This window comes from Streptomyces sp. NPDC000410 (assembly GCF_040300305.1).
Classification (GTDB): Bacteria; Actinomycetota; Actinomycetes; order Streptomycetales; family Streptomycetaceae; genus Streptomyces.
In genome coordinates this window covers 139,610-154,104 of record NZ_JBEPDM010000003.1, presented here as the reverse complement: position 1 = coordinate 154,104, position 14,495 = coordinate 139,610, and the positions used below count along the sequence as shown (strand labels likewise).

General features: G+C 71.3%; 13 protein-coding genes and 1 tRNA gene. 7 read left to right on the top strand and 7 right to left on the bottom strand.

Annotated elements, in window-relative coordinates:
• Positions 1–35 precede the first annotated feature (35 nt).
• Positions 36–1,613 carry a PP2C family protein-serine/threonine phosphatase gene (locus tag ABT342_RS06095; protein ID WP_351567673.1) on the bottom strand — a complete coding sequence of 526 codons (1,578 nt, stop codon included), beginning with the start codon at positions 1,611–1,613 and terminating at the stop codon, positions 36–38.
• Positions 1,614–2,150: 537 nt separating this feature from the next.
• Here ABT342_RS06095 and ABT342_RS06090 point away from each other — a divergent pair.
• Together ABT342_RS06090 and ABT342_RS06085 are read left to right on the top strand one after the other, a co-directional pair.
• Positions 2,151–2,909 carry a bifunctional DNA primase/polymerase gene (locus ABT342_RS06090; RefSeq protein ID WP_351567672.1) on the top strand — a complete coding sequence of 253 codons (759 nt, stop codon included), beginning with the start codon at positions 2,151–2,153 and terminating at the stop codon, positions 2,907–2,909.
• A gap of 184 nt (positions 2,910–3,093) precedes the next feature.
• The gene (locus ABT342_RS06085) at positions 3,094–3,717 is read left to right on the top strand and encodes a hypothetical protein (protein ID WP_351567669.1); all 624 of its coding nucleotides are present in this window, start codon (positions 3,094–3,096) and stop codon (positions 3,715–3,717) included.
• Between the two features lie 202 nt (positions 3,718–3,919).
• On the opposite strand, the gene ABT342_RS06080 is transcribed toward ABT342_RS06085, so the two are convergent.
• From ABT342_RS06080 to ABT342_RS06070, 3 genes are all read right to left on the bottom strand, one after another.
• Complete coding sequence (locus ABT342_RS06080) at positions 3,920–4,891, bottom strand: DUF5926 family protein (protein ID WP_351567666.1); 972 nt, start codon at positions 4,889–4,891, stop codon at positions 3,920–3,922.
• 213 nt (positions 4,892–5,104) lie between these two features.
• The gene (locus ABT342_RS06075) at positions 5,105–5,701 is read right to left on the bottom strand and encodes an ATP-binding protein (RefSeq protein ID WP_351567664.1); all 597 of its coding nucleotides are present in this window, start codon (positions 5,699–5,701) and stop codon (positions 5,105–5,107) included.
• Between the two features lie 247 nt (positions 5,702–5,948).
• On the bottom strand, positions 5,949–6,749 hold the full coding sequence (locus ABT342_RS06070) for a glycerophosphodiester phosphodiesterase (protein WP_351567662.1): 801 nt from the start codon (positions 6,747–6,749) through the stop codon (positions 5,949–5,951).
• Positions 6,750–6,935: 186 nt separating this feature from the next.
• On the opposite strand from ABT342_RS06070, the gene ABT342_RS06065 reads away from it, so the two are divergent.
• The 3 genes from ABT342_RS06065 (at position 6,936) to kilB (ending at position 8,977) form a co-directional block, all read left to right on the top strand.
• Complete coding sequence (locus ABT342_RS06065; RefSeq protein ID WP_351567659.1) at positions 6,936–8,273, top strand: S1C family serine protease; 1,338 nt, start codon at positions 6,936–6,938, stop codon at positions 8,271–8,273.
• Positions 8,274–8,326: 53 nt separating this feature from the next.
• Positions 8,327–8,411, top strand: a tRNA-Ser gene (locus ABT342_RS06060).
• Positions 8,412–8,524: 113 nt separating this feature from the next.
• Positions 8,525–8,977 (top strand): plasmid transfer protein KilB, encoded by a 453-nt coding sequence (gene kilB / locus ABT342_RS06055; protein WP_351567657.1) that lies wholly within the window; start codon positions 8,525–8,527, stop codon positions 8,975–8,977.
• A 73-nt stretch (positions 8,978–9,050) separates the two neighbouring features.
• Here kilB and ABT342_RS06050 read toward each other — a convergent pair whose 3' ends face one another.
• The 3 genes from ABT342_RS06050 to ABT342_RS06040 form a co-directional block, all read right to left on the bottom strand.
• A complete protein-coding gene (locus tag ABT342_RS06050) occupies positions 9,051–9,575 on the bottom strand; it encodes a peptidylprolyl isomerase (RefSeq protein ID WP_351567654.1) in 525 nt (174 codons plus the stop codon).
• Between the two features lie 271 nt (positions 9,576–9,846).
• A complete protein-coding gene (locus ABT342_RS06045) occupies positions 9,847–11,172 on the bottom strand; it encodes a peptidase (protein ID WP_351567651.1) in 1,326 nt (441 codons plus the stop codon).
• 244 nt (positions 11,173–11,416) lie between these two features.
• Complete coding sequence (locus tag ABT342_RS06040) at positions 11,417–12,301, bottom strand: bifunctional DNA primase/polymerase (RefSeq protein WP_351567648.1); 885 nt, start codon at positions 12,299–12,301, stop codon at positions 11,417–11,419.
• A gap of 343 nt (positions 12,302–12,644) precedes the next feature.
• On the opposite strand from ABT342_RS06040, the gene ABT342_RS06035 reads away from it, so the two are divergent.
• Both ABT342_RS06035 and ABT342_RS06030 read left to right on the top strand, forming a co-directional pair.
• The gene (locus ABT342_RS06035) at positions 12,645–12,956 is read left to right on the top strand and encodes a hypothetical protein (RefSeq protein WP_351567646.1); all 312 of its coding nucleotides are present in this window, start codon (positions 12,645–12,647) and stop codon (positions 12,954–12,956) included.
• Positions 12,957–13,181: 225 nt separating this feature from the next.
• Positions 13,182–14,492: an acyl-CoA dehydrogenase family protein gene (locus ABT342_RS06030; protein ID WP_351568133.1), complete on the top strand. Its 1,311-nt coding sequence runs from the start codon at positions 13,182–13,184 to the stop codon at positions 14,490–14,492.
• The last annotated feature ends 3 nt before the right edge of the window (positions 14,493–14,495 follow it).

Here is a 14,495-nt window from a genome sequence, read left to right as displayed (position 1 = left end):
CTGCGCCGGGACCGGGACTCGTCCGCGCGCCGGGCCTACGCGAACCAGGCCGCCAGCATGACCACGTCCTCGTCGTCGTCCCTCGCGTCGAGCCCGCCCGGCATTACGGTCCGCAGCACATGGTCCGCGATCGCCGCGGGGTCGTCGCGGGCGCCCTTCGGCACACTCGCCGCGGCCGCGTGCAGCCGCGTGAACGCCCGGTCCATGGGGTCGCCGGTCCGCCGCAGCAGGCCGTCGGTGTAGAGCAGCACCGTTTCGCCGGGCGCGGGCGAGAACTCCACGCTGGGCGCCTCCCAGCAGGCGAGCATCCCCAGCGGCGCCGACAGCGAGGTCTCCACGAACTCGGTGCGGTGCTGCCCGACGATCAGCGGCGGGGTGTGTCCGGCCCCGGCGAGTACGACCTTGCGGAGCGCGGGCTCGCAGTACGCGAACAGCGCGGTCGCGGAGCGGGCCGGTTCGGTCAGCCGCAGCAGCAGCTCCAGGTCGGAGAGTACGGCGACGGGGTCCTCGCCCTCCATCACGGCGTACGCCCGCAGGCTCGCCCGGAGCCGTCCCATCGCGGCCAGGGCGCTCGGCCCGGAGCCGGAGACCGAGCCGACGGCGAGGCCGAGCGCGCCCTCGGGCAGCGGCAGCGCGTCGTACCACTCGCCGCCGCCGCGTGGTCCGCCGATGTGCCGGGCGGCGAGGCGGACCCCGGGCACCCGGGGGAGGCGGCTGGGCAGCAGTTCGTCGGCGATGGTCGCCATCTGGGCGCGGGCCCGGTCCAGCTCCAGGAGGCGGGCGAGGTGCTCGGTGGCGTACCGCCCGTAGAGGCCGACGAGGTGGCGTTGGCGCTCGTGCGGGGCGGCGGGCTCGTCGTAGAACCAGACGGCCACGCCGAGGCGGCCGGCGTCCGCGGTGGCGAGCGGCAGGGCGTAGCTGGCGGCGTAGCCGAGGCGGGCGGCGACCTCGCGCAGGCGCGGGTCCGCGGTCTCGTCGCCGAACAGATCGGCCTGGGCCACGGCCTCGGGGACGCCCGGAACGCCGCCGGCTCCTCCGACGCCGGAGGGTCTGCCGGCTCCGCCGAGGGCCCCGATTCCTGTGACTTCCGACGCCGCGACTCCGTCGAGGATGCGGCCGTACGGGGTGGCGTGGCGCGGGACGGTCTCGATGTGGCCGAGTTCGGCATGGGCGAGGCCGAGACCGATGGTGGTGGTGGGGCCGCGGCCGTCGGCCGGCTCCAGGACGACCATGCCACGGCGGGCGCCGACCAGGGCGGCGCCCGCACGCAGGAGTTCATGGAGCGCCTCGTCCAGCGTCCCGGTCCGGGCGAGGCGCTCGGTGAGTTCATGGAGGGTGGTGAGGTCGGAGACCCAGCCGGCCAGCCGGTCCTGGATCACCGCTCCGGGCGGCGCGCCGGCCGGGACGGGGTCGGCCGGGAGGGCCGCGGCAGTGTGTGCGGGGGCGGGGACCGCTGGTTCGATTCCAGCCACTTTCGGCAGGTGAGGGGCGCTCATGGGAGCCGGCTTTCCGACTGGTGCGTTTCGGCAAATAGCATCGCAAACCCCCATGTCATTCTGCGCCGCTATCAATGCATCCACATGTACACGTACACGTGAGGGGATGTCCAGCATTGTCCTGGCGGAATTGCTGGTGTCCAGGGGGTGTTCGCAGGGTTACTAACTTGGCCAAAAAATGCCCCCCATGGCAACTATTTGCGGTCGACTGGGGGCGTTCGAATGGGGGTACCTCCCGGGACGAAGTCCCAGGAGGTGCGTCATTCCGGACGTGATGGGTACGTAAACGGTGATGGCCAGGGGCAGTTGGACGGCCCCGGAACCTGACGGGGAGCCCGGGCGTCTTAACCGCCGAGGCCGCCGCGCCCCACCCAGGTGGCATCCCGATGGCGGGACAGCGGGACCAGCACAGCCGTACAGCAGCGGGACGTCGGTACCAGCGCAGGGATCAGAGCAGCGGGACAGTAAAGCGCCATGCGCGCGCCACCCCTCGCCACGCGTTTAATGGACACAGTCCAGCCCACGTTCGTTCCCCATGCCCATGGCAAGGGGGCGGTGATGCGCCGTTTAGTACGCACGGTTATACGCACGGTTAAGTGATGCACACATGGTGTGATGTGGCCCTCGGCGTTCAACGGAAAGGAACGAGCGCCCATGCGCGAGATCCTCGGAAGGCGACGCAGGCTCTGGTTCCGGCGCGGGACGGGCAGCGGAGGGGCGGCGTCGTCGCACGACCGGCTCGAAGCGGCGCTCACCTGCGCCGCGGCCTGGGAATGGCCCGTACTGCCCGGCGTGGGACTGCGGACGGCCGGGCGCGGTGAGCACGCGCGGGGCTGTGCGTGTCCCGACGCCGAATGTGTCGTTCCCGGTGCACACCCGTTTGACCCGGGAATCCTCGCGGCGACCACGGACGAGCGCATGGTGCGCTGGTGGTGGAGCAATCGCCCCACCGCCCCGATCCTGCTCGCCACCGGCGGCCGGGCGCCCTGCGCGCTGAGCCTGCCCGCGGTGGCCGGGGCGCGTGCGCTCGTCGTGCTCGACCGGATGGGGATGAGGCTCGGCCCGGTCGTCGCCACACCGACCCGTTGGTCGCTCCTCGTCGCTCCGTACTCGATGGAACAGCTCGGCGAGCTGCTCTACGCGAAGGATCGGGTACCCAGCTCGCTCCGCTTCCACGGTGAGGGCGGCTATGTGGTGCTGCCGCCGTCGGAGGCCGGCACCGGTCAGGTCCGCTGGGAGCGCGCGCCGCTGCCCGGATCGGCGTCGCCCTGGCTGCCGGATGTCGAGGCGGTCGTCGACGCGCTGGTGGAGGCGGTGGTCGGTCCGGGAGGGGCAGGAGGGCCGGGCGGGTCGGGAGGACCCGGCGGTTTCAGCCCACCGGAGTCCGGGGACGGCACCCGCCTCACCTACTGAGGCCCGCGCCTCACGCTCTCGGCTCGCACGCCTCATGCCGGCGGCTCACGCGCCTTACGCCGTCGGCCCACGGCGTCGGCTCACTCGTACGGGTACGAGCCGGGCCCAGTTGTAGGGGAATTGGGCGCGCGGAGCCACGGGCGCGCCCATGCGTCGATATGTTCGCCCCACCATGAATCTCCGCATGACCGGGCTCGCGCTCACCGCTGTCTGCGCCGCTCTGCTGCCGCTCGCCGCCTCCGCGGGCCCGGCCGGTACCCCGGGGCCCACGGCCGAGGACGGCAGAAAAGCGGCGGATGGCGAGCGGGTGACCGACGGCCCATGGGAGGCCGACGGCAAGTCGGCGGGGACGTCCGGAATTCTGGCCGGAATCGATTCCGCCAAGTCGCCCGGAACGTCACCCAAAACCTCGTCCGAAACGTTGTCCGGAACGCTTCCGGAGCCGGGGCGGACCCATGCGCGCTGCGGCCCGGCGCTCACCTCTCCCGCCGGTGTCGAGGCCCAGACGTGTGTGCTGACCGAGGGCCGGGACACCTGGGCGCGTACGTACTACCGCAACTCGACGGGCGCGGCGCTGAGCACCGTGCTGAGTCTGATGGGGCCGGGCGGGCGGAGCGTACAGACCTATTGCGAGGCGGACGTGGAAGCGGCTGACGCGCCCGCTGCCTGCGAAACACCGCGTGAGAAGGCCCGCGGTGAAGCGGGCGAGTATGCGGCAGTGGCTGAGTTCGTGAGTTCTGAAGAACTCGGAGATGAGCCACTGCTTCTGCGGTCGGGCAGCAACTCGCCCGGCTCTGCGGGCAGTTGAAGCGCGCGACGCAGTGGAAGAAATCCGGAATTGGAAGCGCCCGGTCGCTGGCGACGGGGGATGCACCAGCGACCGGGCTTCCAGAACCGTAACAAGAGATCGGCTGTTCGCAAATTCGATCTCGGGTATTCGGACAAGTAATTACTGGTCCGTACGGCGGTTGTGACAGGAGTCACCTGTCAGACGACAGAAATCGTCACCGTCAGCTGAGCGTCACCTGACGGTTGGTGAGCCCGCCGCGCGACCGGCGCTCCTCCGCGGTGAGCGGAGCGTCCGCCGCGAGCGCGTCCGCCAGCCGCTCCGCGAACGCCGCGGCCGGCTTCTCGCACTCCTCGGCGCCCATCGCGCTCGGCAGGTCCCAGACCGGCACGATCAGCCCGTGCGCCCGGAACGAGCCGACCAGCCGCGTGCCCTCGCCGAGCGTCGACGTCCCGGCCGCGTGCAGCCGGGCGAGCGCGTCGAGCAGCTTCTCCTCGGGGTGCGGCATGACCCACCGCAGATGGTTCTTCTCCGGGGTCTCGCACCAGTACGCCGAGTCCACGCTCGACAGCTTCACGGTCGGGATCGCGGCGGCGTTGGCCCGCTCCAGCGAGGCGGCGACCTCCGGAGTCGCCTGCTCCGCGGTGGACGGAACCCAGAACTCGAAGCCGCTGTGCACGACCGGCTCGAACGGCGCGGCGGGGTCGAGCAGATCCTGCAGACGCGGGCCTTCGGCGGACACCCGCACCGCGCGGACCGCCGTGCCGGGCTTCGTGGCCAGCGCGCGCTCCAGCGTGTCCGCGAGGTCGCGGCTCAGGTCCCCGGAGGACGTGTCGTTCTGCAGGGCGAGCAGTACGGAGCCGTCGTCGCGGCGCAGCGCGGGCCACGCCATCGGCAGGACGGTCGCCAGCGTCACGGACGGTACGTCCTCGGGCAGCGCGTCCTTGAGGGTCAGCGTGACCGTCGCGGCGGGCACCAGCTCGCGCAGGGCGATCCAGTCGCACTCGCTGGGCAGCCCGTCGAAGGGACGCTGGACCAGTTCGGTCACGGCGTGTGCGGCGGCCCGGCCGTGGCACGCCTTGTAGCGGCGGCCCGAGTTGCAGGGGCAGGGCTCGCGGGCCCCCACCACCGGGATCTCTCCATTGGTGATCTGCGGCTTGGCCGCGGCCTTCGTCTGGGGGCGCTTCTTGGCCATGGTGTGGCTTTCTCCCGGTGACGGCGTGCTTGTCTCGGGCGCGAGCCTAGCCGCTACGGCCGTTGCGACAGCCGTATCGCCGGTCGACGTGGCGTGCCCGCCGCCGTCCGGCCGCCGTCCGGCTCCGTCGGACCACGGTCCCCGCTGTCGCTCCGGCCTCGGCCGGTCCTCGTCCAGGCTCCGGCCCAGCCTCGGCCCGGCCCCGGTACGGCCTCAGTCCGTGTCGTCGTACGTACTCTCGTACGCGTCGGCGAAGCCGAACTCATGACCGTTCACCGGGCTGCTCCTCGGGCTGCTCATCTGGTTGCTCACCGTGCTGCCGACGGAGCTGCCGGCCGGGCCGGTGACGCGCGTAGCGAAACCGTCGTGACGGTGCCCTTCGGTGACGAGCACCCACACCGTGACCTCGCCGGACGCGCTGTCCCGTACGCCCCAGTCCTGGGCGAGCGCGCTGATGATGTTGAGCCCGCGGCCGCCGCGCGCGGTGACCGAGGGCGTGGCCGGAACCGGACGGGTCGGACCACCTCCGTCCGTCACCTCGACGGTCAGTCCGCCCGCTTTGTCGACGCGCCACGCGGCGCGGATGTCGCCGTTGCCGATCTCCGCCTGCCCGAGTGGCCTGCCATGTCGGCAGGCATTGCTGAGCAGTTCGGAAAGGATCAGAACGGCGTCGTCGACGACCGATTCGGAGACCCCGCTGCGCCGCAGTTGCTCACGCATCCGGTGCCTCGCCTCACCCACGCCCGCAGGGCCATGGGGTACGGCCATGCTCGACGACGTGGGCACTTCCTGTGCCACCACCAACGCCACCCCCGAGACCTCCTTTGCCCCACGCCACGGGTTGGATGCCCCAATGGACTGGACCGGAAACCGGCCAGTACGTGTGTGGTGACGCACTCGACACGATCGAATACGGATCGAACGCGCCGGTGCACTCCCCGTCACTCGTGGGCGGCACCGGCCGCTGCCGCCCCCTACGGGCCGCCGCGGCCGCTACCGGCTACTTCCGGCCACTGCCGGTGGCTGCCGACCCTCTGCCGATACTGATCGTTTCTGGTTATTCCTGGGAGAGGCGGCCCAACTGGGACAGGACCTGCTTCGGCCGGTTGGTGATGATCGCCTCGACACCGAGGCGGGCGCACAGGTCGACGTCCGCGGGTTCGTTCACCGTCCAGACGTGCACCCGGTTCCCCGCGGCGTGCAGCCGCTCGATGAACGCCGGGTGGTTGCGGACGATGCGGATTCCGGGGCCCGCGATCCGGGAACCGGCCGGCAGCCGCCCGTCGCGCATCCGCAGCGGCACGAACTGCATCAGATAGACGGTGGGGAGGGTCGGCGAGGCTGCCGTGATCCGGTTCAGCGAGCGCGCCGAGAAGCTCATGACGCGCACGGGCGACTCGTCGGCCGCGGTGGGGGCGTCGAGCCCGAAGCGCTTCAGCAGCTGGAGCAGCCGCTCCTCGACCTGGCCCGCCCAGCGGGTGGGGTGCTTGGTCTCGATGGCGAGCTCGATCCGCCGCCCGGCGTCGGCGACCAGCTCCAGCAGTCGCTCCAGGGTCAGTACGGAGGTGAACTCGCGGTCCTTCCAGTCCGGGCTCTCCTCGCGGTCCTTCCAGGAGCCGAAGTCGAGCGCGGCGAGCTCGGCCAGCTCCAGGGCGGACACGGCGCCGCGGCCGTTGGACGTACGGTTGACGCGACGGTCGTGGACACAGACGAGATGGCCGTCGGCGGTGAGCCGGACATCGCATTCGAGGGCGTCCGCACCGTCCTCGATCGCCCTGGTGTAGGCGGCCAGAGTGTGTTCGGGAGCGTCCTCCGAGGCGCCTCGGTGGGCGACGACCTGGATCGGGAGTTGTGTCACCGCGTCATGGTGTCATCGTCTGATTGAGGACGCTGCGGGTGCGTCCGCTATGTCCGGGATAAAGGATGGCGGAGAGATGCACAGGTCCTGCTTACAGTGGCCTGACGCGACGTAGGAAAAGCTGACCCCAGTGGCATGGTGACGAAGCCGAAGCCGAAGCCGACGCGGAACCGAGGAGAACCAGCTGTGAGCACCGAGAACGAGGGAACGGAGGCGGTCCCGTCCGCCCCGTCCGTACCTCCTGTGCCGCCGGCCGCTCCCGAGGGCCCGCCGCCCCCGCCCCCTCCCGTGACGCCTCCCCCCGCACCGCCGTCGTACGACGCGGGTGACTCGGGCTGGGGCGAGCCCGCGGCGGCACCGGCGGCCACGCAGACGCAGCCGGCCCCGAAGGCCCCCCGCGCGCGCTCCGGCGGAGTGCTCGCCGCCGTGCTCGTGGCCGCGCTCGTCGCCGGAGGCGTCGGCGGCGGCATCGGCTACTGGGCCGCCGAGCGCAACGACGGCGACTCCGGCTCGACGACCGTCTCCGCCGGCCAGGCCCCCGCGGACTTCAAGCGCGAACCGGGCACGGTCGCCGCGGTCGCGAACAAGGCCCTCCCGAGCGTCGTCACGATCCAGGCGGAGGCCCAGGGCGCAGAGGGCGAGGGCGGCACGGGCACCGGCTTCGTGTACGACAAGGAAGGCCACATCCTCACCAACAACCACGTGGTGGCGACGGCGGCCGAAGGCGGCTCGCTCTCCGCGACCTTCTCCGACGGCAAGACGTACGACGCCGAGGTCGTCGGCCGGGCCCAGGGCTACGACGTCGCCGTACTGAAGCTGAAGAACGCCCCCTCCGGCCTGACCCCGCTCCCGCTGGGCAACTCCGACCGGGTCGCGGTCGGCGACTCCACCATCGCGATCGGCGCGCCCTTCGGCCTGTCCAACACCGTGACCACCGGCATCATCAGTGCCAAGAACCGCCCGGTGGCCTCGGGCGACGGCTCCAGCGGCAAGAACTCGTACATGAGCGCCCTGCAGACCGACGCCTCGATCAACCCGGGCAACTCCGGCGGCCCGCTGCTCGACGCGAGCGGCGCGGTGATCGGCATCAACTCGGCCATCCAGTCCGGCGGCAGCAACGGCTTCGGCCAGCAGTCCCAGGCCGGCTCCATCGGGCTCGGCTTCGCCATCCCGATCAACCAGGCCAAGAACGTCGCCGAACAGCTGATCAAGACCGGCAAGCCGGTCTACCCCGTCATCGGCGCCACCGTGAACATGACGGACAAGGGCGCCGGTGCCACCATCGCGGACAAGGGCTCGGACGGCTCCGCGGCACTCACCCCGGACGGCCCGGCGGCCAAGGCGGGTCTCAAGGCGGGTGATGTCATCACCAAGTTCGGCGGAAGGGCGATCGACAGCGGTCCGACCCTGATCAGCGAGATCTGGAACCACAAGCCGGGCGACAAGGTCACGCTCACCTACGAACGCGGCGGCAAGGAGTCCACGGCGACGATCACCCTGGGCGAACGCGAGGGCGACAGCTGACGGGCCAGGACGGGCTAGGCTGTGCACGCGCCACCCGTGATCGGGCGGCGCGAGGTGGGTTGCCCGAGCGGCCTAAGGGAACGGTCTTGAAAACCGTCGTGGCGCGAGTCACCGTGGGTTCAAATCCCACACCCACCGCAGCAGGTCAGCGTATGTGCTGACCAGAAGGGGTGTCCCGGACCGGGGCGCCCCTTCTGACGTATCCGTCTCGGCGTTCCCGGCTCATCACTGCTGCCCAGGAGGATTTCGCGATGTGGCCCAGCGTCATTGCCGTGGTCGGCACACTGCTCGGGGGCGCGCTCACCGGGCTGCTGCAGATCAGGAGTGCGCGGATCGCCCAGAGTGCTGCCCGTGCCGACCAGAGGGCGGAAGCGCTGCGCAGGGCGCTGGGCGAACTGGTGGCCGCCCTGGGCGACCACCGGCGGGCCATGTGGCACCGCGAAGTCCTGCGCCTGGACGGCGCGAGCGAGGAAGCCGTCGAGGCGGCCCGCGAGGCCTCCCGCGCCACGCGGTCGGCGGTGACCGGCCCGCTGGTCTCGGTGTCCGTCCTTGACCGGTCCCTGGCCGAGCCGGCCCGTCAGGCGGCCCTGGCCGCGTTCGGCCTGCGTGACGCCACCGACCGCTCCGACCTGGCAGCCCGCCGCGAGGCCGCCATCGCGGCGACCGAGGAACTGGTCGCCGCTGCCGGCCGAGCCATGGCCTGACGCCCCGGCGGCTCCACCCCCGCCTCGGGGCGCCCGCGCTTCGGGCGCCCCTTTCGCGTGGCGCCGGTGGGGCTCAGGACTGACGTCTGTCGATGGAGATCGACTGGATGCTGACGTCGGTCAGGGGACGGTCGTTCCTGCCCGTGGGGCTCTTCGCGATGGCGTCCACGACCTTCTGTCCCTGGACGACCTCGCCGAAGATCGTGTGCTTGTCGTTCAGGTGGGGGGTCGGTCCGACGGTGATGAAGAACTGGGAGCCGTTGGTTCCCGGGCCCGCGTTGGCCATCGCCAGCAGGTATGGCCGGTCGAAGCGGAGAGAGGGGTGGAACTCGTCCTTGAACCGGTAGCCCGGACCGCCCCGACCCGATCCCAGCGGGTCGCCGCCCTGGATCATGAAGCCGTCGATGACGCGATGGAAGATCGTGCCGTTGTAGAGCGAGCCCTGGCCGGGTGCGCCGGTCTCGGGATCGGTCCAGGACTTGCTTCCGTCCGCCAGGCCGGCGAAGTTGGCGACGGTTTCCGGAGCCTGTTCCGGAAAGAGCTTGATGACGATGGCGCCCAGCGTCGTCTGCAGGGTGGCGATGAGTTCTTCTGCCATGAGTGTCCGTTCCGTGTGCCGTACCTGTCGGAGCGACGTCACGTTATGGGCGTCGGCACGGACCGGCGCAGGTGCAACGCCCCGCGGCTCTTTCGGCTACCCGTTTGGCCTCGGACAGAAGCCATCGTGACAAAGCGGGTGTCACCGCGACGTGGCACAGGTATGACGTGGCGTGACGGGGGCGAGGAGCGTGCCGCAGACCCTGGTGACGGCGCGGGAAAGGGGCGCCCCCGGGAATCGGGAGCGCCCCTTCCTCCTGTCCGTGAAGGCGTCAGGAGGCGGAGTCCGCCTTGCGGCGGCGGACGATGAGGACCGCGCCGGCGCCGAGGGCCACCGCCGCGCCCGCCGCGGCGGCGAGCTGCGGGAGGGCGGAGGGGGAGCCCGTGTTGGCGAGGCTGCCCGTGGTGGTGGTCGTGGCACCGCCCTGGGGCTTGAGGTCCGACGTGACGGTGGTGGCCTTGCCGGGCTTGGCGTCGTCGACCTTGCCGGGCTTGCTGCCGGCGGCCAGCAGCTCGAACTCGTACTCGTTGGCGAGGTTTCCGCCGCAGGAGCCGTCGTTGTTGAAGTAGTCACCGGCGATGAAGGCGATGCCGTTACCGGCCGGGGCCTTGGCGTCGACCTTCAGGCGCAGCTTGACGTCGGCGTGGGCGCCGGCCTTCAGCGGGCTGATGGAGCCGGCGTACTCGCCGACCTCGACGGTCTGCCACTCGGGGGAACCGGCGGTCGACCACTGCAGCTGCAGCATGTCGTCAACGACCTTGAGGCCGCTCTTGTCCGTCGCGTGGAAGTACGCGAACGGCGTGACCTTGTCGAGCGTCTTGTCGGTGCCGTTGGTCACCCGGACGGAGAAGTTGACGGTGCTGCCGGCGACGATCTTGGAGGGCAGGCCGGTGGCGACGGTGGTGAGGTCGTTCTCGGGGACGCAGGCGTCGTCCCCGCCGTCCTCGTCGTCGCCTTCGCCGTCCTCGCCGTCCTCCTCGCCCTGCTCCGCCTTGGCGTCGGCGAGCGCCTTGTCGGCGGCGTTCTTGGCCTTGAGGGCGTCGGCCGTGGCTATCTCGGCCTGGCCCTGCGCCCGGAGGGCGGCGATGCGGATGTCGTTCGCCGCCTCCCTGGCCTGTGCGGCCTTTTCGTCGGCGGCGGTCTGGACCGCCTTGGCGGCCTCGACTGCGGCCTCGGCGTCGGTGACGGCCTCGGCGGCTGCCGCCTTCTCCTCGTCGGTGGCGGTCTCGGGCAGCGCGGCCAGTGCGGCCTCGGCGTCGACGAGTGCCTGGTCGGCCGCCTTCTTGGCGGCCTCGGCGTCGGCCGCCTCCTGCGTGGCGGCCCTGGCCTCGACGGCGTGGGGTGCGTCGTCCGCGAAGGCGGCGTCCACGGCGGCGTTGGCGGCCTTCTCGGCGGCGACGGCGTCGTCGTACGCCTTCTGCGCCTTGGCGGCGGCCTTCTCGAGCTCCTCGATGGAGGGCTTGCCGGCCTGCTGCTTCTCCGCCTGCGACGCGGGGGCCGGCTTGGTGTCGGCGAGCGCGGGGGTGGCGGACAGGAGGACGGCGGGGGCGGTCACCGCAGCGGCGACGGCCGTTGCCAGAACGTGGCGGATTTTCAAGAGAGCCCTTTTCCGGGACCCGAATGCGGGGTCCGAGTACGTGGTCCGAATGCGTGGTCCAAAGCGTTGGGGCAGCTGCCGCGGCATCACTCACGCTGTGCGGCTGCGGGGCGATCGTATGACCGGAAAAGGGACTTGAGGAAGCAAGTTGGTTACGCGACGAGGCGCGCGGGGCACGCGTTCCGGACGGGCAAAAGTGATCAAAGAGGCGCAGTTGCTTTCCGGGTCCTGCCCTCTTTTGTGATCAATGCCACGTCTGGGGGCCGGAGTTGAGACGCGCCGCCGAGGCGATCGTGGCGCGGGCCTCGCGTTCGGTGAGGCCCGCCCGGACCGCCGCTTCGGCCAGGGCGTCCGCGAGGGCGTCGCCGAAGCCGTTCTCGTACGCGCGGCACGCGGCCCAGAACAGGCGGGTGTTGCGCTGGCCTTCCCGTGCGGCGCGTACGAACTGGACCAGTCCCTCCCCGCGCGGCTCCCGGCCGGATGAGGGGTGCTGGGGGCGCGCGGGGGGCGCGATCAGGCGCAGGAGTGCGCGGGGGCAGGGCGCGGGGGCCAGCTCCGCGCTGCCCGGCGCGAGCCGGTACGCGCCGTGTGCCGACACCGATCCGGGGCCGACGAGGTAGCCGCCGGTGCCCCGGACGTCGATTCCGGGAGCGAGGCGGCTCGCGGAGTTGGGGACGACCACGTCGGCCGGGCCGGTCAGCCACAGATGCCGGCCGCCGCTGGGGGTGAGCACGGTGACCGTCTCGGGGACCGTGAACAGGTGCTGGAGCGCCAGCTGCTGGAGAGCGGCCACGGAGTCCGTGCTGCCCGCCGCGGCGCTCTTGGTGTCGAGGTCGATGCCGATCAGATGGTGTGGCGGTCTGCCGCAGGCGATGCCGTATCCCGTGGCCCAGGGCGCGGCGGCGAAGAGGGCCCGTACGGCGGAGGGGTCGGTGGTCGCGTCGTACACGCCGTGCCCCGGCCGTCCGCATTCGCCGCGGCACAGGACCGGATCCGGCCGGCGGCGGTGGGGTGAGGGCAGGGCGGGGAGCTTGGTGGGAGACAGGGGGATCACGGGGAGCCCGCGCTCGGCGGCGGAGAGCGCGTGGGCGAGGGCCAGGGTGGAGCTGTGCCGGTCGGTGGTGGCCATGGCTCCATGTTCGTACTGTCGTTCGAATAAGGGAAGGGGGAAATTGGCCGAAAATGTGCCGGAACGCTTTTCCTCTTGTCGTGGGCGGGTTTCGGTGACGAGCGGGTGGTGGGCGGCGGTCGAGCTGTGGGATTGGGGAGGCGGAGGGGGTTTATCGACATGTCCTCACGCTTGAGTGGGAATCGGGGCCTCCGGGGTGGTTCGGCGGGGATTCGGTGGGCAACTCTGGTCTCGCGACGTCGTGACGAACGACCGGGGTGGTCGGCCGACTGCCTTGGTGCCAGCCGTACTTCTGTACTTCCGGTGCACTCCTGCTGCACCAACGGTTCCTGGAGGAATTGACATGGCAAGCATCCGTACCGCCCGCGCCCTCGCTGCTGTCGCTGCCCTGCCCCTCGCTGCCGCGCTCTTCACGGGGGTTGCCCAGGCTGACAACGGCGCTTTCGCGGGTGACGGATCGAACGCGTCCGTGGCGGAGATCGAGGGCAGTGGTGTCGGCAACGACAACTACGGCAACTCGTCGACCAACCAGCAGGTGGCCACCGGTGACGGCGCGTCCAACCAGAACAACACCGCGAATGTGAACGGTTCGGCCTTCACGGCGATCGACCAGTCGAACGAGAACATCGCGGTGAACTTCTTCGAGCTCTGGTAGCCCGCGGCCCGATGGGGGGCCTGACTGTGGGGTGATCGACGGCCTGCGTGACGGTGCTCCGGCATCGGCGCGCAGGCCGTTTCGTGTGTCGCTCAGGGCGTTTCCGTGGTGCCCAGGCTGTTTCCGTGGCGCCGGGCCGTTCGCGCGTCGCCCATGCCTTGACACCGGGCAAGTATCTGACGGACAGTCAGAAACCTCATGCGCCCCGCCCGGGAGGCCGTCGCCGTGCACCTTGCCCCGACAGAGCGCCAGCTGCGGCTGCGCGCCGAACTCCGTTCGTACTTCAGGGACCTGATGCCCGACGGGCCGCCGGCCGCCGAGGACGCGCCGGAGCAGCGCCGACTGCTGCGGCGGATCGGCGACGACGGGCTGCTCGGACTCGGGTGGCCCGTCGAGTACGGGGGGCAGGGGCGGGGTGAGGACGAACAGTTCGTCTTCTTCGACGAGGCGTACCGCGCGGGCGCGCCCGTCTCCATGGTCACGCTGAACACCGTCGGCCCGACCCTGATGAAGTACGGGACCGAGGAGCAGAAGGCCTTCTTCCTGCCCGGGATCCTGCGCGGGGACATCGTCTTCGCGATCGGGTACAGCGAGCCCGAGGCCGGGACGGATCTCGCGTCGCTGCGGACGAGGGCGGTACGGGTCGGCGGGGGCGGCGGGCCCGGGGACACGGGCGACGCCGGGGACGGCAGGTCCGGTGACGGGAGCGACGCCGGGGACGGCAGGTCCGGTGACGGGAGCGACGCCGGGGACGGCAGGTCCGGTGACGGGAGCGACGCCGGGGACTGGCGGATCGACGGGCAGAAGATCTTCACCTCGAACGCCCAGAACGCGGACTGGATCTGGCTCGCCTGCCGCACCGACCCCGACGCGCCCAAGCACAAGGGCATCTCGATCATCCTGGTGCCGACGGACGCGCCGGGCTTCTCGTGGACGCCGATCCGGACGGTCGGCGGGCTGACGACGACCGCGACGTACTACGACGCGATACGGGTGCCCGGCACGCACCTGGTCGGGGAGGAGAACGGTGGCTGGGGGCTGATCACCAACCAGCTCAACCACGAACGGGTCGCGCTCGCGGCGATCGGCATGCAGGCCGAGGACTTCTACGCGGCGGCGCTGGAGTACGCCCGCACCCCCGATCCGGTGACGGGGAGGCGTCGGATTGACGAGCCGTGGGTCCGGTCGAGGATCGCCGAGGTGCATGCCCGGCTCGCGGCGTCGCGCCTGCTCAGCTGGCGTTTGGTGGGGGATGTGGGGGGCGGTCGACTGGCCCCCGGCGATGCGAGCGGCGTGAAGTTCGTGGGAACCGAATCGGCCGTCGAGGTGTATCGAATGTGCCAGGAAATCACGGGGGAGGCGGGGCTGGTGAGGGGCGGGTCGCCGGGGGCCGTCGCCCTCGGCGGCGCCGGAGACGGGGAGCTGGAGCGGATGAACAGGGCGGCTCAGATCAACACCTTCGGGGGCGGGGTGAGCGAGGTGCAGCGGGAGATCGTCGCGACGATGCGGCTCGGCATGAAGAGGGGGCGGCGGTGACGG